21 protein-coding genes and 2 pseudogenes are annotated in these 25,093 nt (G+C 70.9%); 7 read left to right on the forward strand and 16 right to left on the reverse strand.

Annotated elements, in window-relative coordinates; translation table 11 throughout:
- Nucleotides 1-69: 69 nt before the first annotated feature.
- The 12 genes from pssA to ACIBVL_RS16175 form a co-directional block, all read right to left on the reverse strand.
- The gene (gene pssA / locus ACIBVL_RS16120) at nucleotides 70-888 is read right to left on the reverse strand and encodes a CDP-diacylglycerol--serine O-phosphatidyltransferase (protein ID WP_399097936.1); all 819 of its coding nucleotides are present in this window, start codon (nucleotides 886-888) and stop codon (nucleotides 70-72) included.
- 22 nt (nucleotides 889-910) lie between these two features.
- Nucleotides 911-1,567: a phosphatidylserine decarboxylase gene (locus ACIBVL_RS16125; RefSeq protein WP_399097763.1), complete on the reverse strand. Its 657-nt coding sequence runs from the start codon at nucleotides 1,565-1,567 to the stop codon at nucleotides 911-913.
- A 169-nt stretch (nucleotides 1,568-1,736) separates the two neighbouring features.
- Entirely contained in the window at nucleotides 1,737-2,942 is a 1,206-nt protein-coding gene (locus tag ACIBVL_RS16130; protein ID WP_399097764.1) for an acyl-CoA dehydrogenase family protein, read from the reverse strand.
- Between the two features lie 3 nt (nucleotides 2,943-2,945).
- Nucleotides 2,946-3,458, reverse strand: a complete 513-nt coding sequence (locus ACIBVL_RS16135; RefSeq protein ID WP_399097765.1) for a MaoC family dehydratase — start codon at nucleotides 3,456-3,458, stop codon at nucleotides 2,946-2,948.
- Between the two features lie 4 nt (nucleotides 3,459-3,462).
- Complete coding sequence (locus ACIBVL_RS16140) at nucleotides 3,463-4,422, reverse strand: HpcH/HpaI aldolase/citrate lyase family protein (RefSeq protein WP_399097766.1); 960 nt, start codon at nucleotides 4,420-4,422, stop codon at nucleotides 3,463-3,465.
- Entirely contained in the window at nucleotides 4,419-6,446 is a 2,028-nt protein-coding gene (locus tag ACIBVL_RS16145) for a protein meaA (RefSeq protein ID WP_399097767.1), read from the reverse strand. The genes ACIBVL_RS16140 and ACIBVL_RS16145 overlap by 4 nt, the downstream gene beginning before the upstream one ends.
- A 9-nt stretch (nucleotides 6,447-6,455) precedes the next feature.
- A complete protein-coding gene (ccrA, locus tag ACIBVL_RS16150) occupies nucleotides 6,456-7,799 on the reverse strand; it encodes a crotonyl-CoA carboxylase/reductase (protein ID WP_399097768.1) in 1,344 nt (447 codons plus the stop codon).
- A 423-nt stretch (nucleotides 7,800-8,222) separates the two neighbouring features.
- On the reverse strand, nucleotides 8,223-9,038 hold the full coding sequence (locus ACIBVL_RS16155) for a TetR family transcriptional regulator (protein ID WP_399097769.1): 816 nt from the start codon (nucleotides 9,036-9,038) through the stop codon (nucleotides 8,223-8,225).
- A 136-nt stretch (nucleotides 9,039-9,174) separates the two neighbouring features.
- Nucleotides 9,175-10,980, reverse strand: a complete 1,806-nt coding sequence (locus ACIBVL_RS16160) for a 3-hydroxyacyl-CoA dehydrogenase family protein (RefSeq protein ID WP_399097770.1) — start codon at nucleotides 10,978-10,980, stop codon at nucleotides 9,175-9,177.
- A gap of 384 nt (nucleotides 10,981-11,364) precedes the next feature.
- Nucleotides 11,365-11,739, reverse strand: a complete 375-nt coding sequence (locus ACIBVL_RS16165; protein ID WP_399097771.1) for a hypothetical protein — start codon at nucleotides 11,737-11,739, stop codon at nucleotides 11,365-11,367.
- 134 nt (nucleotides 11,740-11,873) lie between these two features.
- A complete protein-coding gene (locus ACIBVL_RS16170; RefSeq protein WP_399097772.1) occupies nucleotides 11,874-12,293 on the reverse strand; it encodes a hypothetical protein in 420 nt (139 codons plus the stop codon).
- Complete coding sequence (locus tag ACIBVL_RS16175) at nucleotides 12,290-12,814, reverse strand: hypothetical protein (RefSeq protein ID WP_399097773.1); 525 nt, start codon at nucleotides 12,812-12,814, stop codon at nucleotides 12,290-12,292. The genes ACIBVL_RS16170 and ACIBVL_RS16175 overlap by 4 nt, the downstream gene beginning before the upstream one ends.
- A gap of 670 nt (nucleotides 12,815-13,484) precedes the next feature.
- Between ACIBVL_RS16175 and ACIBVL_RS16180 the strand changes: the two genes are divergently transcribed.
- Both ACIBVL_RS16180 and ACIBVL_RS16185 read left to right on the forward strand, forming a co-directional pair.
- Nucleotides 13,485-14,060 carry an adenylosuccinate lyase gene (locus ACIBVL_RS16180; protein ID WP_399097774.1) on the forward strand — a complete coding sequence of 192 codons (576 nt, stop codon included), beginning with the start codon at nucleotides 13,485-13,487 and terminating at the stop codon, nucleotides 14,058-14,060.
- Between the two features lie 354 nt (nucleotides 14,061-14,414).
- The gene (locus ACIBVL_RS16185) at nucleotides 14,415-15,401 is read left to right on the forward strand and encodes a tryptophan dimethylallyltransferase family protein (RefSeq protein ID WP_399097775.1); all 987 of its coding nucleotides are present in this window, start codon (nucleotides 14,415-14,417) and stop codon (nucleotides 15,399-15,401) included.
- A 143-nt stretch (nucleotides 15,402-15,544) separates the two neighbouring features.
- On the opposite strand, the gene ACIBVL_RS16190 is transcribed toward ACIBVL_RS16185, so the two are convergent.
- Nucleotides 15,545-17,116: an alpha/beta hydrolase gene (locus ACIBVL_RS16190; RefSeq protein ID WP_399097776.1), complete on the reverse strand. Its 1,572-nt coding sequence runs from the start codon at nucleotides 17,114-17,116 to the stop codon at nucleotides 15,545-15,547.
- A 144-nt stretch (nucleotides 17,117-17,260) separates the two neighbouring features.
- Entirely contained in the window at nucleotides 17,261-18,301 is a 1,041-nt protein-coding gene (locus ACIBVL_RS16195; RefSeq protein WP_399097777.1) for an Rv2578c family radical SAM protein, read from the reverse strand.
- A 201-nt stretch (nucleotides 18,302-18,502) separates the two neighbouring features.
- Here ACIBVL_RS16195 and ACIBVL_RS16200 point away from each other — a divergent pair, with 201 nt between their 5' ends.
- From ACIBVL_RS16200 to ACIBVL_RS16210, 3 genes are all read left to right on the forward strand, one after another.
- Nucleotides 18,503-18,946 (forward strand): SRPBCC family protein, encoded by a 444-nt coding sequence (locus ACIBVL_RS16200; RefSeq protein WP_399097778.1) that lies wholly within the window; start codon nucleotides 18,503-18,505, stop codon nucleotides 18,944-18,946.
- Between the two features lie 280 nt (nucleotides 18,947-19,226).
- Nucleotides 19,227-21,746, forward strand: coding sequence for a SpoIIE family protein phosphatase (locus ACIBVL_RS16205; RefSeq protein ID WP_399097779.1), 2,520 nt, complete (start codon nucleotides 19,227-19,229; stop codon nucleotides 21,744-21,746).
- A 221-nt stretch (nucleotides 21,747-21,967) separates the two neighbouring features.
- A complete protein-coding gene (locus tag ACIBVL_RS16210) occupies nucleotides 21,968-22,693 on the forward strand; it encodes a methyltransferase domain-containing protein (protein ID WP_399097780.1) in 726 nt (241 codons plus the stop codon).
- Nucleotides 22,694-22,788: 95 nt separating this feature from the next.
- Here ACIBVL_RS16210 and ACIBVL_RS16215 read toward each other — a convergent pair.
- A pseudogene (locus tag ACIBVL_RS16215) lies at nucleotides 22,789-23,157 on the reverse strand (DUF2892 domain-containing protein); the annotation flags it as partial.
- 109 nt (nucleotides 23,158-23,266) lie between these two features.
- Here ACIBVL_RS16215 and ACIBVL_RS16220 point away from each other — a divergent pair.
- Entirely contained in the window at nucleotides 23,267-23,545 is a 279-nt protein-coding gene (locus ACIBVL_RS16220) for a metal-sensitive transcriptional regulator (protein WP_363090754.1), read from the forward strand.
- Between the two features lie 18 nt (nucleotides 23,546-23,563).
- Here the strand turns inward: ACIBVL_RS16220 and ACIBVL_RS16225 are convergent.
- Nucleotides 23,564-24,139, reverse strand: a pseudogene (locus ACIBVL_RS16225) (sulfite exporter TauE/SafE family protein); the annotation flags it as partial.
- Between the two features lie 92 nt (nucleotides 24,140-24,231).
- On the opposite strand from ACIBVL_RS16225, the gene ACIBVL_RS16230 reads away from it, so the two are divergent.
- Nucleotides 24,232-25,065, forward strand: a complete 834-nt coding sequence (locus ACIBVL_RS16230; protein ID WP_399097781.1) for a M55 family metallopeptidase — start codon at nucleotides 24,232-24,234, stop codon at nucleotides 25,063-25,065.
- The last annotated feature ends 28 nt before the right edge of the window (nucleotides 25,066-25,093 follow it).

Consider the following 25,093-nt stretch of genomic DNA (forward strand, 5'->3'; position numbering starts at 1 on the left):
CCCGACGGCCGAAACGGGTGTGGCCCGAGCCTCGGGGCTCGGGCCACACCCGTTCGTGGTGCGTGAGGATCAGGGCAGCTGTGCCGCCCGGGCCTCGCGTCGGTTGTCACGGAAGTTGTTCACCCGGCGGGCCGTGGCGAACAGCGGGATGACCGCGCCCATGACCAGCTGCAGCGCGCAGCCCGTCTGGAGGAGGAGCTGGCCGCTGGGGGCGTCGAAGGCCCAGGCGGCCAGGAGGCCCATCGACAGCACGATCCAGCAGAGCATCGCGCCGGCGAGGCGGCCCCGCGGCTTGGGGTACTCCACCCGGCTCACCATCAGCCAGGCGGTGCCCAGGATCGCCAGCAGGGTGGCGACGAAGGGCAGCTCCAGCAGGACGATCGAGACGACCGTCAGCGCGCCGAACGGTGAGGGCATGCCCTGGAACGTGCCGTTCGGCGGTGTCACGCAGGAGAAGCGGGCAAGGCGCAGTACCACGGCCAGGAGGACGACGATCGCGCCGACCGCCGCCACCCGCTGGTGGGCGTCGTCGGCGACCATGCCGTAGACGAGGACGAAGTACGCCGGCGCCAGGCCGAAGCTGATCAGGTCGGAGAGGTTGTCCAGCTCCGCGCCCATCGGCGAGGAGCGCAGCTTCCTCGCGACCAGGCCGTCGAAGAGGTCGAAGACCGCCGCGCAGAGCATCAGGATGACCGCGGTGGCCGCGCTGTGGCGGGCCATGCCGGATTCCTGGCTGCCGGTGAGGTGCGGGATCAGGATGCCGGTGGTGGTGAAGTACACCGCCATGAAGCCGCAGGTCGCGTTGCCGAGGGTGAGGGTGTCCGCTATTGAGAGGCGGAGCGAGAGGGGCATCTCCTCCTCTTCGTCCACCTCGTCGGCCTCGGGCACCCAGCCCGTCTGTGTCTCCGGGTCAATCACGGTCAATGCGAGTCACCCCCGCCACGGTCTTCTGGCCGACCTCGACCGCGACCTCCACGCCCTCGGGCAGGTAGATGTCGACGCGCGAGCCGAAGCGGATCAGGCCGACGCGCTCGCCCTGCTCGACCTTCGTGCCCTCGGGGACGTAGGGGACGATACGGCGGGCGACGGCACCGGCGATCTGGATCATCTCGATGTCACCGAGCTCGGTGTCGAAGTGCCAGACGACGCGCTCGTTGTTCTCGCTCTCCTTGTTGAACGCCGGAACGAAGCCGCCGGGGATGTGCTCGACGGACGTCACGGTGCCGGCCAGCGGCGCGCGGTTGACGTGGACGTTGAGCGGGCTCATGAAGATCGCGACCCGGGTCCGTCCGTCCTTCCACGGCATGATGCTCTGCACCACTCCGTCGGCGGGGGAGATGACCCGGCCTGCGGCGATCTCGCGCTCGGGGTCGCGGAAGAACCACAGCATGCCCGCCGCGAGAGCGGTGGCGGGCACGGCGACGGCCTTGGCGACACCCGAGCGGCGGGCGCGGACCAGGCTGACGGCTGCGGTGGCGACGGTCGGCAGAAGCCACGGCGATGCTCCGCGCGCGAGGCGTGCGCCTACCAGGCGGTCGCGGTGTGCAGAGGTTTGGCTGTGGGGCATGGATGACCTTCGTAGCGGATGATGCCGCGCTTCGACGGGGGGACGGCGGCTTTCCGGCGATCGTAGCGGTTCGGGGGCGCAACTGGGTAAGCCGGGAAGCTGAGTCGACGGCCGAGGAAAGTTGACGGGGTGTGATCTCCTTCTCGAAGAAAACACCCAACTCGGACATCTATCCCTGGAACCGATACTCTTCGAGCAGTCGGCGCCCAATGATCATTTTCTGGATCTCGGCGGTGCCTTCACCGATCAGCAGCATCGGGGCCTCGCGGTAGAGACGCTCGATCTCGTACTCCTTGGAGAAGCCGTAGCCACCGTGGATCCGGAAGGCGTCCTCCACGACCTCCTTGCAGTACTCGGAGGCGAGATACTTCGCCATCCCTGCCTCGAGGTCGTTTCGTTCGCCGGAGTCCTTTTTGCGTGCGGCGTTCACCATCATGGCATGCGCGGCCTCGACCTTGGTAGCCATCTCGGCGAGCTTGAACTGGATCGCCTGGTGCTGGGCGATCGGCTTGCCGAACGTGTGCCGCTGCTGGGCGTACTGAACGCCCAGTTCGAACGCACGCTGAGCGACGCCGCAGCCACGCGCCGCCACGTTCACGCGCCCCACCTCGACGCCGTCCATCATTTGGTAAAAACCTCGGCCGGTGACCCCTCCGAGCACCCGATCCGCGGGAAGCCGCAGGTCATCCATGATGAGCTCGGTGGTGTCGACACCCTTGTAGCCCATCTTCTCGATCTTGCCCGGGATGGTCAGGCCGGGACGGACCTCACCGAAGCCGGGCTCCTTCTCGATCAGGAAGGTCGTCATCGACTTGTGGGGCGCCGTACCCTCGGGGTGTCCTTCGTCACTTCGCACCAGAACGGCCACGAGGGACGACGTACCGCCGTTCGTCAGCCACATCTTCTGGCCGTTGAGGACGTACTCGTCGCCGTCCTTCACCGCCTTCGACGTGATCGCCGACACGTCCGAGCCGAGGCCCGGCTCCGACATCGAGAACGCGCCCCGGATGTCGCCGGCCGCCATGCGCGGCAGGAAGTGGTCCTTCTGCTCCTGTGTGCCGTGCTGCTTGAGCATGTACGCCACGATGAAGTGCGTGTTGATGATGCCGGAGACCGACATCCAGCCGCGGGCGATCTCCTCGACGCACAGGGCGTAGGTGAGGAGCGACTCGCCCAGACCCCCGTACTCCTCGGGGATCATCAGACCGAACAGGCCGAGTTCCTTCAGGCCGTCGACGATCTGCTGCGGGTACTCGTCGCGGTGCTCCAGCTCGGTGGCGACCGGGATGATCTCCTTGTCCACGAAGTCACGGACGGTGGAGAGGATCTCCTGCTGGATGTCGGTCAGACCGGCGGTCTGGGCGAGACGGGCCATGACTCACTTCTCCTGCGACTTGAGCTCGGGGCGGCCGGGCTGCTCGCCGCCGCGCTCCTTGATGTACGTCTCGGTCGGCACCATCACCTTGCGGCGGAACACGCACACGAGCGTGCCGTCCTGCTTGTAGCCCTTGGTCTCGACGTACACGATCCCACGGTCGTTCTTCGACTTCGACGGCCACTTGTCGAGCACGGTCGTCTCGCCGTAGATCGTGTCGCCGTGGAAGGTCGGCGCCACGTGCTTGAGCGACTCGATCTCCAGGTTGGCGATCGCCTTGCCGGAGATGTCCGGGACGGACATGCCGAGAAGGAGGGAGTAGATGTAGTTCCCGACCACCACGTTCTTGCCGAAGTCGGTCGTGTTCTCGGCGTAGTTGACGTCCATGTGGAGCGGGTGGTGGTTCATGGTGAGGAGACAGAACAGGTGGTCGTCGTACTCCGTGACCGTCTTGCCCGGCCAGTGCTTGTACGTCGCCCCGACCTCGAACTCCTCGTAGGTGCGCCCGAACTGCATCGCCTCACGCCTCCGGAATCTCGAACTTGCTCGTGCGCTGCATGCCGGCGGCCCGGCCCTTGCCGGAGATGACCAGGGCCATCTTGCGGCTGGCCTCGTCGATCATCTCGTCGCCGAGCATCGCGGAGCCCTTCTTGCCGCCCGCCTCGGACGTGTAGTAGTCGTACGCGTCCAGGATCAGCTCGGCGTGGTCGTAGTCCTCCTGGGAGGGCGAGAAGATCTCGTTGGACGCCTCGACCTGGCCCGGGTGCAGCACCCACTTGCCGTCGAAGCCGAGGGCGGCGGCACGCCGGGCGACCTCGCGGTAGCCGTCGACGTTGCGGATCTGGAGGTAGGGGCCGTCGATCGCCTGGAGGTCGTTGGCGCGGGCGGCCATGAGGATCTTCATCAGGATGTAGTGGTAGGCGTCCGCCGGGTAGCCGGGCGGCTGCTCGCCCACGACCAGCGACTTCATGTTGATCGACGCCATGAAGTCGGCCGGGCCGAAGATGATCGTCTCGATGCGCGGGGAGGCCTGCGCGATCTCGTTGACGTTGTTGAGGCCCTGGGCGTTCTCGATCTGCGCCTCGATGCCGATGCGGCCGACCTCGAAGCCCATGGTCTTCTCGATCTGCGTCAGCAGCAGGTCCAGGGCGACGATCTGCTGGGCGTTCTGCACCTTCGGCAGCATGATGCAGTCGAGGTTCTGGCCGGCGCCCTCGACGACCGTGACCACGTCGCGGTACGTCCACTCGGTCGTCCAGTCGTTGACCCGCACGACCCTGGTCTTGCCCGTCCAGTCGCCCTCGTTGAGGAACTTGACGATGGTGTGCCGCGCCTCGGGCTTGGCGAGCGGCGCGCACGCGTCCTCCAGGTCGAGGAAGACCTGGTCGGCGGGGAGGCCCTGGGCCTTCTCCAGGAAGCGCGGGTTGCTGCCCGGAACGGCGAGACACGAGCGCCGCGGACGAAGACGGTTGACGGTCATGCGGGGACCTCCAGGGGGTCGAGCTTGTTCGCTTTCCGGATCTCGTCGACGATGCGGCCGATGATTCCGGTGATGTCGAAGTCCTTCGGGGTGAACACCGCGGCTACTCCGGCGGCCCTGAGCTGCTCGGCGTCCCCGTTGGGGATGATGCCACCGGCGATCACCGGTATATCTGTGGCACCGGCCACACGCAGCCGTTCGAGGACGTCCGGCACCAGTTGGGCGTGCGAGCCGGAGAGGATCGACAGGCCCACCGCGTGCACGTCCTCGGCCAGGGCCGCGTCCACGATCTGCTCCGGTGTGAGCCGGATGCCCTGGTAGACCACCTCGAAGCCGGCGTCACGCGCGCGCACGGCGATCTGCTCGGCGCCGTTGGAGTGCCCGTCCAGGCCCGGCTTGCCGACCAGGAAGCGCAGCTTGCCGACGCCGAGGTCCTTGGCCGTCACATCGACCTTGCGGCGGACGTCGGCCATGGCCGAGCCCTCCTCCGCGGGAACCGCCACCGGCGCCGAGGAGACCCCGGTCGGCGCGCGGAACTCTCCGAACACCTCACGCAGGGCCCCGGCCCACTCGCCGGTCGTGACCCCGGCGCGGGCGCACTCCAGGGTGGCCTCCATGAGGTTGTCGGTGCCCTTGGCGGCCTCCTTCAGCTTCTCCAGCGCCTTGCACGGGCGCGGGTGGTTGAAGGGCGGCTGATAGCGGGTGTCGCGCCAGTGCCGGAGAGAGGCGATGACCCGGGCCTCGACGGCCGGGTCGACCGTCTGGATGGCCGTGTCGAGATCGGCGGTGAGGGGATTGGGCTCCGTCGTCCCGAAGATGTTGACGCCGACGATCTTCTCCTGACCCGACTCGATACGGGCCCTGCGCTCGGCGTGCGAGGAGACGAGCTGCGACTTCAGGTAGCCCGACTCCACGGCGGCCATCGCACCGCCCATCTCCTGGATCCGCTCGATCTCCTTGAGGGAATCCTCGACGAGCTGCGCGACCTTCGCCTCGACGACGTGCGAGCCCTCGAAGATGTCCTCGTACTCCAGCAGGTCGCTCTCGTGGGCGAGGACCTGCTGGATGCGCAGCGACCACTGCTGGTCCCAGGGCCGGGGCAGGCCGAGGGCCTCGTTCCAGGCGGGCAGCTGCACGGCACGCGCGCGTGCGTCCTTCGACAGCGTCACGGCGAGCATCTCGAGGACGATCCGCTGGACGTTGTTCTCCGGCTGCGCCTCGGTCAGGCCGAGCGAGTTGACCTGGACGCCGTAGCGGAAGCGGCGGTGCTTGGGGTTCTCGATGCCGTACCGCTCGCGCGTGACCTTGTCCCAGATGCGGCCGAACGCCCGCATCTTGCACATCTCCTCGATGAAGCGGACACCCGCGTTCACGAAGAAGGAGATACGGCCGACGACGTCGCCCATGCGCTCCTGCGGCACCTGGCCGCCGTCGCGCACCGCGTCGAGCACGGCGATGGCGGTGGACATCGCGTACGCGATCTCCTGGACCGGCGTGGCGCCCGCCTCCTGCAGGTGGTAGCTGCAGATGTTGATCGGGTTCCACTTCGGCATGTGGGAGACCGTGTACGCGATCATGTCCGTCGTCAGCCGGAGCGAGGGCCCCGGCGGGAACACGTGGGTGCCCCGGGACAGGTACTCCTTGACGATGTCGTTCTGGGTCGTCCCCTGGAGCTGGGTGATGTCCGCGCCCTGCTCCTCCGCGACGACCTGGTAGAGCGCCAGCAGCCACATGGCGGTGGCGTTGATGGTCATCGAGGTGTTCATCTGCTCCAGGGGGATGTCCTGGAACAGCCGGCGCATGTCACCGAGGTGCGCCACCGGCACGCCGACCCGGCCGACCTCGCCGCGGGCGAGGACGTGGTCGGAGTCGTAGCCGGTCTGCGTCGGCAGGTCGAACGCCACCGACAGACCCGTCTGACCCTTGGCGAGGTTGCGCCGGTACAGCTCGTTGGACGCCTCGGCCGTGGAGTGACCGGCGTAGGTCCGCATCAACCACGGCCGGTCCTTCTGACGCTCAGTCATGGACGCCTCTCAGATGTTCCGGAAGCGGTTGATCGCGTCGATGTGCTGCGCGCGCTTCTCCTCGTCGCGCACGCCCAGGCCCTCCTCGGGGGCCAGGCACAGGACGCCGACCTTGCCCTGGTGGAGGTTGCGGTGCACGTCGTAGGCGGCCTGGCCGGTCTCCTCCAGGGAGTAGACCTTCGACAGGGTCGGGTGGATCTTGCCCTTGGCGATGAGCCGGTTGGCCTCCCAGGCCTCGCGGTAGTTCGCGAAGTGCGAGCCGATGATCCGCTTCAGGGACATCCACAGGTAGCGGTTGTCGTACTCGTGCATGTAGCCCGAGGTCGAGGCGCAGGTGGTGATGGTGCCGCCCTTGCGCGTGACGTAGACGGAGGCGCCGAAGGTCTCGCGGCCGGGGTGCTCGAAGACGATGTCGATGTCCTCGCCGCCGGTGAGCTCGCGGATGCGCTTGCCGAAGCGCTTCCACTCCTTGGGGTCCTGGGTGTGCTCGTCCTTCCAGAACTTGTAGTCCTCGGCGGTGCGGTCGATGATCGCCTCCGCGCCCATGGACCGGCAGATGCCTGCCTTCTGCTCGCTGGAGACGACACAGATCGGGTTGGCGCCGCCCGCGAGCGCGAACTGGGTGGCGTACGAGCCCAGCCCGCCGCTCGCGCCCCAGATCAGGACGTTGTCGCCCTGCTTCATGCCGGCGCCGTTGCGGGAGACCAGCTGCCGGTAGGCGGTGGAGTTGACGAGACCGGGGGCCGCCGCCTCCTCCCACGACAGATGACCGGGCTTCGGCATCAGCTGGTTGGACTTGACGAGCGCGATCTCGGCGAGACCGCCGAAGTTGGTCTCGAAGCCCCAGATGCGCTGCTCCGGGTCGAGCATGGTGTCGTTGTGGCCGTCGGACGACTCCAGCTCGACGCTGAGGCAGTGCGCGACGACCTCGTCGCCCGGCTTCCAGGCGTTGACGCCCGGGCCGGTGCGCAGGACGACGCCCGCGAGGTCGGAGCCGATGACGTGGTACGGCAGGTCGTGCCGCTTGGTGAGCTCGCTGAGCCTGCCGTAGCGCTCCAGGAAGCCGAACGTGGACAGCGGCTCGAAGATCGACGTCCACACGGAGTTGTAGTTGACCGAGGAGGCCATGACGGCCACCAGGGCCTCGCCCGGGCCGAGCTCGGGCAGGGGAACCTCGTCGAGGTGGAGCGACTTGCGCGGGTCCTTGTCGCGGGTGCTCATGCCCGCGAACATCTCCGTCTCGTCCTTGTGCACGGTGATCGCGCGGTACGACTCGGGGAGCGGCAGGGCGGCGAAGTCGGCCGGCGTCGATTCCGGCGACTGGATCGCGTCCAGGATGTCCTGAGTGGTCACGGTGTTGCCTCCGGCGGTGAGCGCCCTGAGGGAGGGGCGCTGGGGGTTACGTCGGTGCTGCTGAGGGTTTTTCGGGAAGTGCCGTCGGTTCGGCCGGGGTGCTGTTCGGCAGCGCTTTGTGGCGCGGGAGGTTGCCTGTGACGCAGGCGTCCGGGCGCGCAGCCATGGGGCTTGCGGGGACAGCCGGCGTACGAATGGTCTCTGCACGCCGGCCGCCCGGACGTCTTCAACGTATGACACCCCGTGTCAGGGCGCAAGGCACTGAGTGCCAGGAACTGGCCTCAGATGAAATCTTTACGTAACAAATGAGCGATGATCGATCGAACGGGCTCTGAAATCCGCGCGAAAAGGTGCTCTGACATGCCAAAACGGCCACCCGGTGGGGTGGCCGTCATCACAGCGGATTCATGGGGCGGAGGTCGCTCAGCGCTCCTTGAGCGCCTGCTCGATGGTGCGCATGACCTCCTCCAGCGGGGCGTCGGTGCGGGCGACCGTCACCAGCACCTCGCCCTGGGCGGAGATCGCCGCGGGGGCCTGCTGCGCGGGGCCGCTGCCGTTGCGTCCCGCCCCGATGCCGGTGCCGAAGGTCCTGCGGACGATCGCGAAGGCGTGGTCGAGCTGGGCCTCGACGTCGCCCTGGCCGCCGGCCCGCAGCCAGCGCCGCAGCACGTGGTTGTGGGCGGTGACCACGGCGGAGGCGGCGACCTCGGCGAGCAGCGGATCGTCGTTGGCGTCGTCGTCGTGCGCGTGCTCGTCGAAGTGGCCGAGGAGGTAACGGGTGAACAGGCGCTCGTAGCGGGCCACCGACGCGATCTCCGCCTCGCGCAGGGTGGGCACCTCGCGCGTGAGCTTGTAGCGGGCGACCGAGATCTCCGGCCGCGCCGCGTACATCTTCATGACCTCCTTGATGCCGCGGCACACGGTGTCGAGGGGGTGCTCGTGCGCCGGGGCGGCGTTGAGGACGGCCTCGGCGCGGATCAGCGTGTCGTCGTGGTCGGGGAAGATCGCCTCTTCCTTGGAGCGGAAGTGGCGGAAGAAGGTGCGGCGGGCGACGCCGGCCGCGGCCGCGATCTCGTCGACGGTGGTCGCCTCGTACCCCTTGGTGGCGAACAGCTCCATGGCCGCGGCCGCCAGTTCGCGGCGCATCCTGAGCCGCTGGGCGGCCGCGCGGCTGCCCGCGGCGCTCTCCGGCGCGTCGGGCGTGGCTGGTGTACGTGGGGACCTGGCGGGCTGGGACATGACCCGAACGTACTGCATGTGCGCAGCTCGGTGCGCAGGTCCGGGGTTTCCCCCGCCCGTGGTGGGCGGGGGTGTCCCGGCCGGGCCGAGCAGTCCGCCCCAGTCCCGGTCGCGTGCGAACCAGTCGCCGGCCCCGTCAGCGGCGGGCATATTCGCGGAAGCCGCGGCCGGTCTTGCGGCCGAGGCAGCCCGCGGCCACCAGGTGCTCCAGGAGCGGCGCCGGAGCCAGGCCGGGGTCGCGGAACTCGCGGTGCAGGACCTTCTCGATCGCGAGGGAGACGTCGAGCCCGACGACGTCCAGCAGTTCGAAGGGGCCCATCGGGTAGCCGCCGCCCAGCTTCATCGCGGCGTCGATGTCGTCGAGGGTCGCGTAGTGCTCCTGCACCATCTTGATCGCGTTGTTGAGGTACGGGAAGAGCAGCGCGTTCACGATGAAGCCCGCGCGGTCTCCGCAGTCGACGGCGTGCTTCTTGATCCGTCCGCACACCTCGCGCACCGTCGAGTGGACGTCCTCGGCCGTCAGCACGGTACGGACGACCTCGACCAGCTTCATCGCCGGCGCCGGGTTGAAGAAGTGCATCCCGATCACGTCCTGCGGGCGCGAGGTGGCGCGGGCGCAGGCGACGACGGGCAGGGACGAGGTGGTCGTGGCCAGGACGGCGCCCGGCTTGCAGACCTTGTCCAGCGTCGCGAACAGCTGCTGCTTGATCTCCAGGTCCTCGGCGACCGCCTCGACGGCCAGGTCGACGTCGGCGAAGGCGTCGTAGGAGCCGGCCGGGGTGATCCGTTCCAGGGTCTGCGCGGCGGCCTCCGCGGTCATCCGGCCCTTGTCGACGGACCGGGCGAGGTTCTTGCCGATGCGGGCCTTCGCGGTCTGCGCCTTCTCCTCGCTGCGGGCGGCCAGGACGACGTCGTAGCCCGCCTTGGCGAACACCTCGGCGATACCGGAGGCCATGGTGCCGGAGCCGGCGACGCCGACGCCGCGCACCGGACGGCCGGGGGTGCCGGTGCCGCCGGCGGCGGGGGTCAGCGCGTCCGGGACGACCGTCGCGCTGCCGGGCGCCTCGTAGGTGTAGAAGCCGCGGCCCGCCTTACGGCCCGTCAGGCCGGCCTCGCTGAGCTGCCCCAGGATGGGGGCGGGGGCGTGCAGCCGGTCGCGGGACTCGGCGTACATGGCCTCCAGGACCGTACGGGCCGTGTCGACGCCGATCAGGTCGAGCAGGGCGAGCGGGCCCATCGGCAGGCCGCAGCCGAGCCGCATCGCGGCGTCGATGTCCTCGCGGGAGGCGTAGCGCGCCTCGTACATCGCGGCGGCCTGGTTGAGGTAGCCGAACAGCAGCCCGTCCGCGACGAACCCGGGGCGGTCGCCGACCGCGACCGGCTCCTTGCCGAGGTCGAGGGCGAGGTTGGTGACGGCGGTGACGGCGGCGGGCGCGGTCAGCACCGAGGAGACGACCTCGACGAGCTTCATCGCGGGCGCCGGGTTGAAGAAGTGCAGGCCCAGCACCCGCTCGGGGCGCGCCGACTCGGCGGCGAGCCGGGTGACCGACAGGGCGTTGGTGCCGGTCGCGAGGATCGTCTCCGGCCGCACGATCGCGTCCAGCTCCCGGAAGACCTGCTGCTTGATCTCGTACGACTCGGGCGTCACCTCGATCACCAGGTCGGCGTCGGCCGCCGCGCGCAGGTCGGTGGAGGTACGGACCCGGGCGAGGGCGTCGGTGCGCTCCTGCCCGGTCAGCCGGCCGCGCTGCACGGCGCGGGCGGTGGAGGTCTCCAGGGCGGCGAGCGAACGGGCCGCCTGGGCCTCGCTGATGTCGATGCCGATCACCTCGCGGCCGGCCTTGGCCAGGACCTCGGTGATACCGGTGCCCATCGTGCCGAGACCGACGACGGCGATCGTCCGGAGCGGGGACAGAGGGGTGGCGGGCAGGGGAGTGGCCATCGCGGGACTCCAGAGAAAGAGGGTGACGACTGGGAACGCCCCCGGGTGCGCCGGAAGACCTCTGGGAGGCCTGGGCGCACCGGGTGCGGAAAGAAGGAGCGCGGGTGTTGCCGGGCTACTGGCGCACACGCCCGGTGTCGTCGTCGTGGGCGCGCACACGCCCACCGGACGAACGGGGATCCGACCGGCCCTGTCCCGTGGCCGGGTCGTACATCGGTACGAGGTACCGAACCGACTTCTCTCACCTCGGCTGCGTCACCAGGCCGCGATGAGGAGGTGTGGCGAGTGGGTGACTCGCTCGTATGAGCTTAACCGGTGGGTAACGAGCGCGCCAGTCCCCATTTCTGTGACGTGGGCCGCGTCCGGCCGTGCCCCGTCTTCGGGTCAGTGGCCGCCGTCGGACGGGTCCTTGCGGCGGAAGTGGAGGTAGGCGGGGACGCAGGCGGCGACGCCGGTCGCGCTCACGCCGGCCAGTCCGACGTACGTGTTGGTGAAGGGGGACTGGTGGGCGAGCTGGTGCACGGCCAGGCAGACGCAGGTGACGGAGCCGGTGACCAGCAGGGCGATGACGGACTTGAGGGCGAGGAGCAGCCGGCGGTCCGCGGGATGGTCGCGCGTCGACGGCTCGGCCGCGGGCCCGGCCTCGGCCTCGGCCGGGGAGTCGGTTGCCGGACGCGGCCGCGGGATGCCGGCCGACCGACCGGCGTCGTTCTGCCGCGCAGTGGCGTCGTTCTCCGGCGGGGTGTCGTGGATCGCCATGTTCGTGCACTTTCTGTCCGGCGTGATCGGGGTGGATCGGGGTGTGTGCCGAGGGGCGGGGTGCGGTGCGGGTGGTGCCGGGTGCCGCCGCTCCGGCGTCGGTGGGGCGGGAGCGGCGGCACTCGGTCAGGGGGTCAGCCGGCTAGCGCCTTCGCGCTCGCCGACGGCCCCACCATGGCCCGGCCGACCGGCGTGGCCGGACTGACGGTGCCGGTGTCCTCGTACGCTTCGGCCGCCGGGGCCCCTTCCGGCCGGGTGCTCTCCTTGTGGAGCACCCGGCCGAGCAGGACCAGCCGGGCGATCGCCTCACCCGACAGATGCCGCAGGGTGAGCAACAGGCGTCCGGGGGCGGACTCGTCGCCGTGGGACGTGCCGAAGTAGAGCGGTGACGCCCAGGGAGCCGCGTCGGGGGCACCGCCCGCGGCCCGCCGCTGGATTTCGGCCTCGACGTCGTCGAAGTACCGGGCGTCGTGCTCCAGCCACTCCTGGGGAGTGGGCGGAGCGGCATGGTCGATCAGGCGCGCCTGGCGGCGAAACGCCTTCGGGGTGGTCATGCCTTCTCCTTTCTTCTTCTGATCTCTACGTCGAAGAAGCCCTTCTGGAGCTCCTCCACGGAGACGCCGGCGGACGTCAGAGTCTCTCTGGCCCGGCTGTTGAGCTTGCTGGTCCAGCCCTCCGAGCGGCCCAGCACCCTGGCCGCCTTGGCGTTGGTCCAGCCGAGGGAGGCCACGAGCCGGAAGACCGCGCGGTCCCAGGGCGGCAGGGCGTCGACCTCGGCCAGCCACGGCCGGAACTCGTCGTCGACCTCCTCCGACCTGAACCCGTACAGGGACACGAGGGGCACCAGATGCACCTCGGACAGGCCACAGCGGTTTTCGCAGTCCTCCTGGTGGTCGGCCGCGAGTCGCATGGTCACGTCCATCAGCTGTTCGTAGGCCTCCTCGTCGCTGACCCCGGCCGGCAGCAGGGGCAGGGTCCTGGTGAAGGACTCGAGGGTGAAGGCCGTGACATGGAAACGGGGGTCGTCGTAGACCTCGAACGTGTCGAACCGCACCTTGTGGAACAGACGGCTCATCAGTTCCTTCCGGCGGGACGGATCAAGGGGTGAGGTAGGACTCATGGTTCAAGGCCTTTCGGGGTGAATGGGGTGGTTCAAGGCCCTTCGGACACGTGACGGCGCCGCCGGCGCCTCGGTGCAGGAGCTCATGGCTCCGCATCGACGGCTCACATCATCAGGCGGGTGGTCGGGAACCCTTTCCTGTCGGTTCGGACACCCATCTGACGGCTCGTTACTTATCAGTAGCAACGCTCTCTGATCGTTCTTGGACAGGCCATGGATCATGGCTGTGGGCAAGGGGTCGGAGCGTCAACAACAGCCGCCTCGCGTGGGGTTGAGCGGTGCTGTGCCGCTGTCGGGGCGTCATAGTACTGACGTGCGTGCCGACCGCTTTCCTTGGCGAAAATTCGCCTAGGCGAATGATCTTCGTTCGAAAACCTGTCGAACGTGGCTATGGGTGAGCGGAGTTGCTCCTAAACATGTGCCCTCTGTTCGAGATGCATGACGTTGCTGCACGTCACTGGTGGAATGCGACCGCATGGTGAGGGGCGGCCGGATGCCACGGTGGCCCGGTGCCCGACGCGCGCCGGCGCGGGGAGCGCGGCTCGATGTGCGCGGGTCGTGCTTCCGTGCGCCGCCGCGCGCCTGCGGCCGTCGGGGGGTGCGGGCTCTGCCCTACCCTCGGCACATGGACGAGGAGTTGCGATCGCTCACGGAGCGCTTACGGCAGGAGTCGGGCGGCACGGCGGCGTACGAACGGCTCAGGGCCACGACCGATCACGACGAACTGGCGGACGTGCTCACCGAGGCGGGCCGGCCGCTGTGGGCCCGGGAGCTGGCCGCCTTCAGGCTGGGGCTGGCCGGGGACCGGCGCGCCTTCGAGACGCTCGTCCTGCTGCTCAACCACCGCGACCCGCCGCGCTGCGCCTCCGCCGCACACGCGCTGGCCCGCCTCGGCGACCCCCGCACCGCCCGCGCCGCGGCCGCCCTGGCCACCAACGAACTGCGGGTCGCCTACGCCCTGCACCCCGTCCGGCTCCTGGTGGAGCTGCGCGCGCCGGAGTCCGTGCCCGCGCTGATCACCACACTCCGGCGGCGGCTGACCCCGCACGACCCCTACCGGCGGGTGGCCCTCGCCTGCGTGGAGGGTCTGGGCGTGCTCGGGGACGCCCGAGCCCGGCCCGTCCTCGACGACGCCCTCGCTCACCCGGCGCTCGCCGAGGCGGCGGTCCAGGCGCTGGCCAGGATCCCCCGGCGGAGCTGAGCCGCCGTCAGCCCCGGACGGGTCTCCGGCACTCGACCCCGCCGGTTCGGCGCCTGCGCGGCGCTGTCGCTTCGCCTGTTAGTTCGAGATTCGAATATGTTTCCAAGGGGAAGATCGCTTTCCGCCGAACTGTGAAGGCTTGGCGCGCCCGTCGGGCTGCCGAAGTGACCGCGGACGAAGCCGGGTTGGTCCGGCTGTGGAGGGTGATCGACAGTGACCAGTGCGCAACTCCCTGATGAGATACCCGGCCTGGCCTTGCGTCAGGACCCGGAAAAATCGTTTGGGCAGTTCTTGGAAGAAAAGTGGACAGCGGTCTGCCGAGGCCTGGGTACAGACCAGTGGGAGACGCAGACCGTGCTGCAGGACCTGCGGGAAGTCCTCCACCCGTGGGGGGAGCGGCCCATCGGCACCCGGTGCGATCCGCCCTCGTTCGTCTCGGCCGACGGCTTCCCCGCCGAACTCTCCGTCAGCTGGAAGGGCGGAAGACCCGAGGTCCGCATCCTGTTCGAGTCGCTCGGCTCCGACGGCACCCCGCTCGGCTGCCAGGAGGCCGGCCGGGAGCTGACGCGTCGGCTCGCCGGGCGCCCCGGGACGGACATCGAGCGCTACTCGAGCATCGAGGACCTGTTCGTCACGTCCGAGCCCGAGCGCTACCGGGCCACCATCTGGCACTCCCTGGCCTGGCGGCCGGGGGAGCGGCCCCACTACAAGGTCTACCTCAACCCGCAGGTGCACGGACTGGACCGCGCGTACGAGGTCATGGCGGAAGCCATGCGCCGGCTGGGCCTGTCGGACGCCTGGGAACCGGTGGGCCACCGCGGAGGGGAACTCGCGCGGCGCGGACACGAACTGGAGCTCATGGCTCTCGACCTGGACGGCGCAGACGCCTCCCGCGTCAAGGTCTACTTCCGTCACCGTCCCATGCCGATGGACGAGCTGGACACCGTGGCGGCGTTGGCGCACCGCTACGAGCCGGCCCGGGTGGCCCGGGCGCGTACCGTCATCTACGGGCGGGACGGCGGCACCGTCAGCAACGAGCCGATGACCTGTCTGGCGTTCCGGGAGGGCGCGCCGGGCCCGGATGAGGCCAACGTCTATCTGCGGCTGCCGAACAACACCCGTTCCGACGCGGAGGCCGCCGTACGCATCGCCCGGCTCATGGAGCTGGAGGGCGTCGACCCGCGTCCGCACGCCGAGATTCTGCGCCGGCTGACGGAGGGACTGCCGGAGGGCGACCCGGGGCTGCAGGAGTTGTGCAGCTACCGGACGATCTCGCCGGAGATGCCCGCGGACATCGGGGTGTACCTGCGGTTCAGCACCTACGCCGACCCTGTGGCCTGACCGCGAGGCGGAGCCGCGCCAGGAGTGGCGTGAGGGCTCGGTGCGGTCGGTGACGACCTCGCGGAGCCCGGTGCCGTCCGTCCCCGACGCGGCCCGCCGGTGAGAAGCCGGGTCCGGCCCCTGCGACGGGCCGTGACCGGCGGTCAGCCGCGGAAGCCCAGCAGGCCGTGCAGCGTCGCGCCGTGGGCCGTGCGGGAGGCGACCTTCGAGGTGATCGGCTTCGGGTCGGCCTGGGCCCTGCACACCGCGTCCACCGCGCCGGTGCCGCGCGGCACCGTGCCGTCGGCCAGGTAGCTCGCCAGGTGCTTGTCCAGGCAGCTGTTCCCGCTCAGCGTGATGCCGTGGTTCCCGCCGCCCTGTTCGATCACGAAGCTGGAGCCGTGCAGCAGGGCGTGGACCATGGCGCCGCCCTCGTACGGGGTCGCCGCGTCGTTCGTCGCCTGGAAGAGCAGGGCCGGCGGCAGCTTGTCGTTCATGATGTTCACCGGCCCCCGCGACCTGACCGGCCAGAACGCGCACGGCGCGTTGTACCAGGCGTTGTTCCAGGTCATGAACGGCGCCTTGCGGTAGGCCGCCCAGTTGTCCGAGCGCCATGCGTCCCAGTCGCCCGGCCAGGACGCGTCCCGGCACTGCACCGAGGTGTAGACGCTGTAGCCGTTGTCCCCGGAGGCGTCGACGGCGGCGAAGTTCTCGTACGCCTGCACCAGCGGGTCGGCGTTCCTGTCACGGACGTACGCCGCGAAGGCCTTGGCGAGGTGGGGCCAGTAGCCGTTGTAGTAGCCGCCGGGCAGGAAGGTGTCCTCCAGCTCCGCGGCGCCCACCTTGCCGTCCGCCGGTCTCCTGGCGAGCGCCGCGCGCATCGCGTACCACCGGGCCTCGACCTTCACGGGATCGGTGCCGAGCCGGTACGTCTTGTCGTACCTGGCGATCCACGCCATCAGGGCGCGGTGGCGGTCGTTGAAGGCGACGTCCTGCGTGAGGTTGTCGTCGTACCAGACGCCCGTGGGGTCGACGATCGAGTCGAGGACCAGACGCCGCACCCGCTGCGGGTACAGCTTGGCGTAGACCGCGCCGAGGTAGGTGCCGTAGGAGTAGCCGAAGTAGTTGAGCTTCGGCGCGCCGGTGGCGGCGCGGATCGCGTCCATGTCGCGCACGGCGCTGATCGTGTCCATGTGCGGCAGCACGCGCGCGTACTTCTTGCCGCAGGCCGCGGCGAAGGACCGCGCGCGCCGGAGGTTGGCCCGCTCGAGCGCCGCGGTGGCCGGCAGCGAGTCGGGGCGGGCCGGGGTGAAGTGACCGGGCCTGCAGTCCAGGGCGGGCGTGCTCCTGCCCACTCCGCGCGGGTCGAAGCCGATGACGTCGTACTGGGCCGCCACCGACTTCGGCAGCGCCGAGGCGACGAATCCGGCGAGGGACAGCCCCCGCCCGCCGGGGCCGCCCGGGTTGACCAGCAGCGGCCCCTGGTACGTCTTTGCGGTGTGCGGGACGCGCGAGAGCGCCAGGGTGATCCGCTCCCCGCCCCGGGCGTCGTGGTCGAGCGGCACCTTCAGGGTCGCGCACTGCAGCGTCGGCTGGTCGGTGGTGGCGCACTTCTTCCAGGTGAGCTTCGTCGCCGGGGCGGCGGCGGGCGCCGGGGTCGCCCCGGCCGGTACGGCCGTGACCGTCCCGGCCACGACGACGGCGGCAGCGCACAGCACGGCTGCGCGTGTGTTCAAGAAGTCCTCCCAGGACGGAGAGGGCCGAGGTGGCCGGGCCGCGTGGCTCACGGCCCTCGCGGCATCGTCCCGGAAAGATCGTCCGGAAATTCCCGTTCCGGTGCGAGTTGACCCGATCGGGTCGCCGGATGCGCTCGAACGCGCTCAGATCAGGGTGAGTTGGGTCGGCCCGGCCGGGGCGGGCTCCTCCTCCTGCTCGGGCGGCCGGACGCGGCGGGGCATCTCCGCCCGCGTGGGGCCGATGCCGTACTCCTGGGCGAGCTCGTGCACCTGACGGGTGATCCGGCGCTGGTACCACTTCGGGGCGTAGGCGCCGTCCGCGTACAGCCGCTCGTAGCGGCGCACCAGGTAGGGGTGGTGCTCTCCGAGCCAGGCCATGAACCACTCGCGCGCCCCGGGGCGCAGATGCAGCACGAGCGGGGTGACGGAGGTGGCCCCGGCCGCCGCGATCGCCCGCACGGTGGCCCGCAGCTGGGCCGGCTCGTCGGAGAGGAAGGGGATGACCGGCGCCATCAGCACCCCGACGCCCATGCCGTGCTCGGTGAAGGTGCGGACGACGTCCAGGCGCCGTTCGGGGGCCGGGGTGCCCGGTTCCACGGTGTGCCACAGAGCGGTGTCGGTGAAGCCGACCGAGACGGAGATGCCCACGTCGGTCACCTCGGCGGACTGCCTCAGCAGGTCCAGGTCGCGCAGGATGAGCGTGCCCTTGGTCAGGATCGAGAAGGGGTTCGCCCGGTCGCGCAGGGCGGACAGGATGCCCGGCATCAGCCGGTAGCGGCCCTCCGCGCGCTGGTAGCAGTCGACGTTGGTGCCCATCGCGACGTGGTCGCCGTGCCAGCGCGGCGAGGCCAGCTGGCGGCGCAGCACCTCCGGCGCGTTCACCTTGACGACGATCTGGGTGTCGAAGCCGATCCCGGTGTCCAGGTCCAGGTAGCTGTGCGTCTTCCTGGCGAAGCAGTAGACGCACGCGTGTGTGCACCCGCGGTAGGGGTTCACCGTCCACTCGAACGGCATCCGCGAGGCGCCCGGCACTCGGTTGAGGACCGTGCGGGCCCGGATCTCGTGGAAGGTGATGCCGGCGAACTCGGGCGTGTCGAAGGTCCGGGTCGTCACCGCGTCCGCGCCGAACAGCGCGGCGTCCGCCACCCGGCCGTGGCCGGTCTCGGCGAGGTTGTCCCAGCGCATGACGCCTCCTCGGTAGCACTGCCCACGCTCTGCTCCCACAATAGAACATCTGTTCCCATGATCGTGCGCGTGGGTGTCTGCCTCGGCGTTTCGCTCGCCCGGTGATCGCTTCCGCGCCCCCGATTTGGGCGGCCGTGGAGCGGGGTGGTTGGCTTGCCCCACCCCGAGAATTCCTGAGCAACACGGACCTGGAGGAACTTCATGGCGCAGGTCGAGGCCATCACCGAGCGGGTCGTCGCGGCGGACCCCGAGAAGGTGTTCGACACGCTCGCCGACTACAGCGGCGCGCGCGCGAACCTGCTGCCCGAGCACTTCAGCGAGTACGAGGTGCGCGAGGGCGGCGACGGCGAGGGCACCCTCGTCCACTGGAAGCTCCAGGCCACCAGCAAGCGCGTCCGCGACTGCCTCCTGGAGGTCACCGAGCCGACCGACGGCGAACTGGTCGAGAAGGACCGCAACTCCTCGATGGTCACCGTCTGGCGCGTCACCCCCGCCGGTGAGGGCAGGTCCCGAGTCGTCGTCACCACCACCTGGCAGGGCGCCGGCGGCATCGGCGGCTTCTTCGAGAAGACCTTCGCCCCCAAGGGCCTCGGCCGCATCTACGACGCCGTCCTCGACAAGCTCGCCGTCGAGGTCGAGAAGTAGCCCGGAGCAGGCCCCGTCCCCGGGAGGCTCGGGGCCCTGCTCGTCACCCGACCGGGAACGGCACGTGGGCGGGACCGCTCCGGTGCCCGAGGACCTGCGACGACACCGTCGTCGCCGTCGGCCAGCCGCGGGTCGACACGCCGCCCGCGGGCCGCCGGCGTACCCCGGCGCGCCGCGGTGAAACCAATTCCAGGATTGCCGCACATCCCGACGGGCCCGCGCCGTACGGTTGTTGCCGCGGACAGATCTTGCACAGCTCTGGGGAGAGAGGGCCTGGGCCATGGACCGTGGCACCGAGAGGGACGCACCTCCCAGCCGCGGAGCGGACGACGGAGCGGCGGACGGCACGGCCGACGCCGGGCGCATCCCCCTGGCCGTGGTGGTCGTCGACCGCGACGGGCTCGTCTCCCACTGGAGCACCGGCGCACGCCGGCTCTTCGGCGTCGCCAAGGAGGAGGCGATCGGCGAGGCCGCCATCGACCTGCTCCCCGTCTCCGGCGCCCTGCCCGACCCCGACGACGACTTTCCCCACGGGGACTACGGGGCGTACGACGGACTGGGACCCGGCCTGGAGTCCTCCCTCGACCACGGGCTGAGCTACCCGGCTGCCGGACGCGCCCGTCTCTCCGTGCCCGAGCGGAGCGAGAGCGGGGTGCTCCGGCCCGCAGGGCGGGGGAGCGACCGCGTGGACGTCCTGTGGTGGGCCTACCCGCTGGTCGGACCGGGCCGCGAGCGGCTGCTCGTGCTCGCCGCCGACGCCGCCCGACTCCACCAGGAACAGGCCGAGGCGCCCGCGGAGCGCTCCACTCCGCCCGCCCTCGAACGCATCGCGCCCGGCTTCGCCCTGCACACCGACTTCCCCGGCGCCGAGGAACTCGCCCGCGGACTGCCCGAGATCCTGCCCAGCATGAGCGTCGGCGAAAGCGCCCGCATCGTCGCCCAGATCCTCGAACTCGGCTACCCCGTCCTGGAGTTCAGCCAGAACGACCGGGTGCCGGTCACCCCCGACTGGGGCGTCGCCCGGCGCGTCGAACGCAGGGCGCGCCGCGAGCGGGCCGCCCGCTCCGCCGCCGAGGGACGGCCGATACCGCTGGACATCGCCGACGAGGGCGAGGACCTCGAGTACGCCGCCGTGCGCGAACGCCTGGAGTTCCTCAACGAGGTCAGCGGGAAGATCGGCACCAGCCTCGATCTCTCGCGCACCATCATCGAGGTCAGCAAGGCCGTCGTGCCCCGCTTCACCGACGTCGCCGGCACCTATCTGCGCGAACAGGTCGTCGCCGGAGAGGGGTTCCCGGAGGGCGTGCCGGACACCAGGACCATGTGGCACCGCGTGGCCGTCGAGCACACCGACGAACCCGGCCGCTGGGACGACGTCGTCCCCGTCGGCGAGGCGATGCCCTTTCCGGCCCACACCCCGTTCTTCCAGTGCATGACCACCGGCGAGCCCGTCCTCGTGCCGCGCATCAGCGAGCAGATGGGCCACGCCATCGCCTCGCAGTTCGAAAAACGCGACATCCGGCCCCTGATCACCGGCCGCTCCATGCTCGTCGTCCCGCTGAAGGCCCGTCACGTCGTCCTCGGCTTCATGATCCTGCTGCGCCACCCCGAGCGCGCCGAGTTCAACGACATGGACCGGGTCACCGGCGCCGAACTCGCCGCCCGAGCGGGCCTCGTGCTCGACAACGCGCGCATGTACACCTACCAGGAGAGCGTCGCCGAGACCCTCCAGGACAGCATGCTGCCGCACATCCCGCCCCGCATGGCGGGCTGCGACATCGCCACCCGCTACCTTCCGGGCACGCTGCTGGGACGGGTCGGCGGCGACTGGTTCGACTCGGTGAAACTCCCCGGCGCGCGCACCGCCCTGGTCGTCGGCGACGTCATGGGCCACGGCCTCAACTCGGCCGCCATGATGGGCCAGCTGAGAACGGCCGTGCAGACCATGGCCGCCCTCGACCTGCCGCCCGCCCAGCTCCTGCGCAACCTCGACGACCTGGCGCAACGCCTCGGCGACACCTACCTCGCCACCTGCCTGTACGCCGTCTACGACCCCATCGCGAGCGAACTCCACCTCGCCAACGCGGGCCACATTCCTCCCGTCCTGGTGCGTGCCGTCGACGGCCGCAGCGAACTGCTCGACCTGCCGACCGGAGCGCCCATCGGCGTCGGCGGGGTTCCCTTCGAGTCGGTACGCGTGCGCGTGGAGCCCGGCGACCGCCTCGTGATGTGCACCGACGGCCTGGTGGAGATGCGCGGCGAGGACATCGGCGTGGGCCTCGCGACGCTGTGCGAGTCCGCCGCCCATCCGGCCGCCTCCATGGACGACGCCTGCGACACCATCATCCGCGCCCTCAACCGGCGCGGCGGCCGCAAGGACGACGTGGCCCTGCTGATGGCCCGCCTCAACGGCGTCGAACCCGACGACGTGGCCGAGTGGCGCTTCCCCCTCGGCCCGGCCGAGGCCGGCCGGGCCCGCGCCGTGGTCCGCGAACAGCTCCACGACTGGGGACTGGGGAAACTGACCTACCCCGCCGAGCTGTTGGTGAGCGAGCTGGTCACCAATGCCGTACGGCACTCCCACCGGCGGCCCGTCGCCCTGCGGCTGGTGCGCGGCGAGACGCTGCTGTGCGAGGTGGACGACGACGACCACGAGCTGCCGACCCTGCTGAGCGCCGGGCCCGGGGAGGAAACCGGCCGAGGCCTGCGCGTCGTGAGCACCCTGGCCCGGGAGTGGGGGACCAGCCGTACGGCCGCCGGGAAGACGGTGTGGTTCGAGCTGACGCTGCCACGGCGCTGACCGCCCGGCAGACGCCACCCACCCGCTGAGCGGCCCGCCCCGAAGGGCCCCACGGCCGGCGATTCGAGCGCACGCCCCGTGCCGGGGGGCGCACAACGGCGTACGACTGCGGAACGGGGCGTGAAGGAACGCGCACCGCGCTTGTAGCGGTGACCGGGGAGCGATAAACCGTACTCGCCCGTCACTTACGGCGGATCGACGTCGCACCCTGGGGAGCGTGCATGAGCGTGACGATGCGGTACCGGGAGGCCTGGGAGGGCTTCTGGAGCGAGGCCCCCGACGACCCGGGCGCGGTGTTCTGGGACGCGGATCCGAAGGTGACCGCCGCCCTCCACCTCGCCCTCTTCGAACCCCATGTCGTCGATTCCGGGCTGGCCCTGGTGGACCTCGGCTGCGGCAACGGCACCCAGACCCGCTACCTCGCCGACCGCTTCCGGCATGTCGTCGGCGTCGACCTGGCCGCCGCCGCCCTCGACCACGCCCGCCGCGCCGACCCCGCCGGACGGGCGGCGTACCGGCTGCTGGACGCGGCCGAGAAGGGCGCCGCCGAGACCCTGCACGCCGAACTCGGCGACGCCAACGTCTACATGCGGGGTGTCCTGCACCAGTGCGAGCCCGCGGACCGGCAGCCGCTGGCCGACGGGATAGCGGCGCTGCTCGGGGAGCGGGGCCGGGTCTTCCTCGTCGAACTGTCGGAGGCGGCCCGTCCCGTGCTCGGCGGCCTCGCCCAGAGCCCGGCCGGCCCGCCCCCCAAGCTCGCGCCGATCTTCCGCCACGGCATAGCACCCGGCGACGTCGCCGACGACGCGGTGCCCGCCTACCTGGGCGCGGCCGGTCTCACCGTCCTCGCGAGCGGTGAACTCCCGCTCGTCACCACCGAGACCGCGCCGGACGGCACCTGGATCGAGCTGCCGTCGAAGTGGCTGGTGGCAGGGCGGGCCGCCTGACCGCGGATCGGTCGGGCGGTGCGCCGCTCCGGCGCCTCCCATAAGGAGACGGTGTCCGCGCCCGGCCGGCCGTGCGGGAACCGCGACAGCAGGGCGGCCATGCCGCAGGTGCTGGTGGCGCCGGAGCCCACCGGGCCGGCGCCGACCAGCCCGGACGGCCGGTGCGCGGGCCGTCGGTCCAGGCCCGCCGCGAAGCCCGCGACGACCGGGGAGCCGGCCGCCAGGCGCACCTGACGGTCCGTCGGCCACCGGGTGCGGGGACCGGCCGGCCGCTCCAGGGCGTGCCCGGCGGCGGCCCACGCGCCGGTGCCGCCCTCCAGCGTGGCCGCCCCGACCCCGAGGGCCGCGAGCTGTGCGCAGCCCCCGCCGGAGGGGGACCCGCAAGCGCATACGATCAGCAGGGGCCGCCGCTCCGCGGCCGTCCTCGGTACGGGCGCGGCCTCGGTGAGCCGGTCCAGCGGCACGGGAGAGGGCGGTGGGCGCGGTCTGCGAACCGGTCACGGAACAGAACCCTTCTCCGGGATGTTGTCCCCACGGGTAGGATACCCATGGGGGTATGCAGGAGGAGGAGTAGTGCAACTCGACATGTCGGCCGAGGAGCTGAAGTCGGCGCTCAACCGGCTGCGGCGGGCCCAGGGCCAGCTCGCGGGCGTGATCCGGATGATCGAGGAGGGCCGGGACTGCGAGGACGTGGTCACCCAGCTCGCGGCGGTCTCACGGGCCCTGGACCGGGCGGGCTTCTCGATCATCGCGACCGGTCTGGAGCAGTGCATGACCAGCGAGGACCCCGAGGTGCGGGACTCCACGCAGATGCGCGCCCGCCTGGAGAAACTCTTCCTGTCGCTGGCCTGACCCGCGTCCGGGGCGTGGTCACAGGACGGCCGTGAGGCCCATGCCCGCCGCGACGGCCAGCAGGACGGCGCCGAAGACCCGCTGGAGCGTGCCGGCGGAGACCCTCGCGGCCAGCCGCCGGCCGTCCCACGCCCCCAGCACGGCGGTCGCGAGGAACGGCAGGATCGGGGCCCAGTGCGGGCCGGCCGCCGGGTGCGCGCCGGCCACCAGCGCGTTGGCGACGATCACCAGCGGACTCGTCCTCACCGCCGCACTCATCGGCACGGCCAGCACGCCCACCAGCGCCGGTACGGCGAGAAACCCGCCACCGACCCCGAGGAACCCGGTCACCGCGCCCAGTCCCGCTCCGGCGCCCACCGCACGGGCCCCCGAGCCCCTGCCGTCCCCGCTCGGGACACGGCGGCGCAGCATGCGCACGGCGGCCACGGCGGCCAGCGCCGCGAACATCAGGGTCGGCACGGTCTGCGGGACACGGGAGGACAGCGCGCCGGCCGTGGCGGCGGGCGGCACACCGGCCGCCGCGAACAACAGCCCGGCCCGCCAGCGCACCGCTCCCGCCCGCGCGTGGGCGACCAGCGCGGTGAGCGAGGTGACGAGAGCACACCTCCGACCCGAGTCGCTCCCCGGGGAACCGGGAGGCGGCCCGCTAGGCTCGGGGACCTTCCGGAGAGGACAGGGGCCCGCACGTGAAGATCCTGATCAGTGCCGACATGGAGGGCGCCACCGGCGTCACCTGGCCGGCCGACGTGCTGCCCGGAACCCCCCAGTGGGAGCGCTGCCGGTCGATGTTCACCTCCGACGTCAACGCGGCCGTGCTCGGGTTCCTCGACGGCGGCGCCGACGAGGTGCTGATCAACGAGGCCCACTGGAGCATGCGCAACCTCCTCCTCGAACGGCTCGACGACCGGGCCGAGATGCTCACCGGCAGGCACAAGTCGCTCTCGATGGTGGAGGGCGTCCAGTACGGCGACGTCGACGGCATCGCGTTCCTCGGCTACCACACCGGCGCGGGCATGGAGGGCGTCCTGGCCCACACCTACCTCGCCAACTCGATCACCGGCGTCTGGCTGAACGACGTACGCGCCAGCGAGGGCCTGCTCAACGCACGCGTCGTCGCCGAGTACGGCGTGCCGGTGGTGCTGGTCACCGGCGACGATCTGGCCTGCGAGGACGCGCTGGGCTACGCGCCGGAGGCGCTGAAGGTCGCCGTCAAGGACCATGTCTCGCGGTACGCCGCCGTCTGCCGGACGCCGGCCCGTACCGCCGCTGACATCCGGGCGGCCGCGAAGGAGGCGGCCTCGCTCGCCGTACGACAGGATCCCGTCGACGGTGGACCGCATACGGTCGCCGTCGAGTTCGACGCCGAACACCTCGCGACGGCCGCCACCGTCGTCCCCGGCGTGGCCCGCGTCGGCGAACGTAGGATCGCCTACACCAGCGGCACGATGTACGAGGGCATCCGTACCTTCAAGGCGGTCACCACGATCGTCTCGGCCGCGATCGAGGAGCAGTATGGCTGAGCGGCAGGACAACCGGGAACAGGAGCGG

The sequence above is a fragment of the Streptomyces sp. NPDC049687 genome (genome assembly GCF_044465285.1).
Taxonomy (GTDB): domain Bacteria; phylum Actinomycetota; class Actinomycetes; order Streptomycetales; family Streptomycetaceae; genus Streptomyces.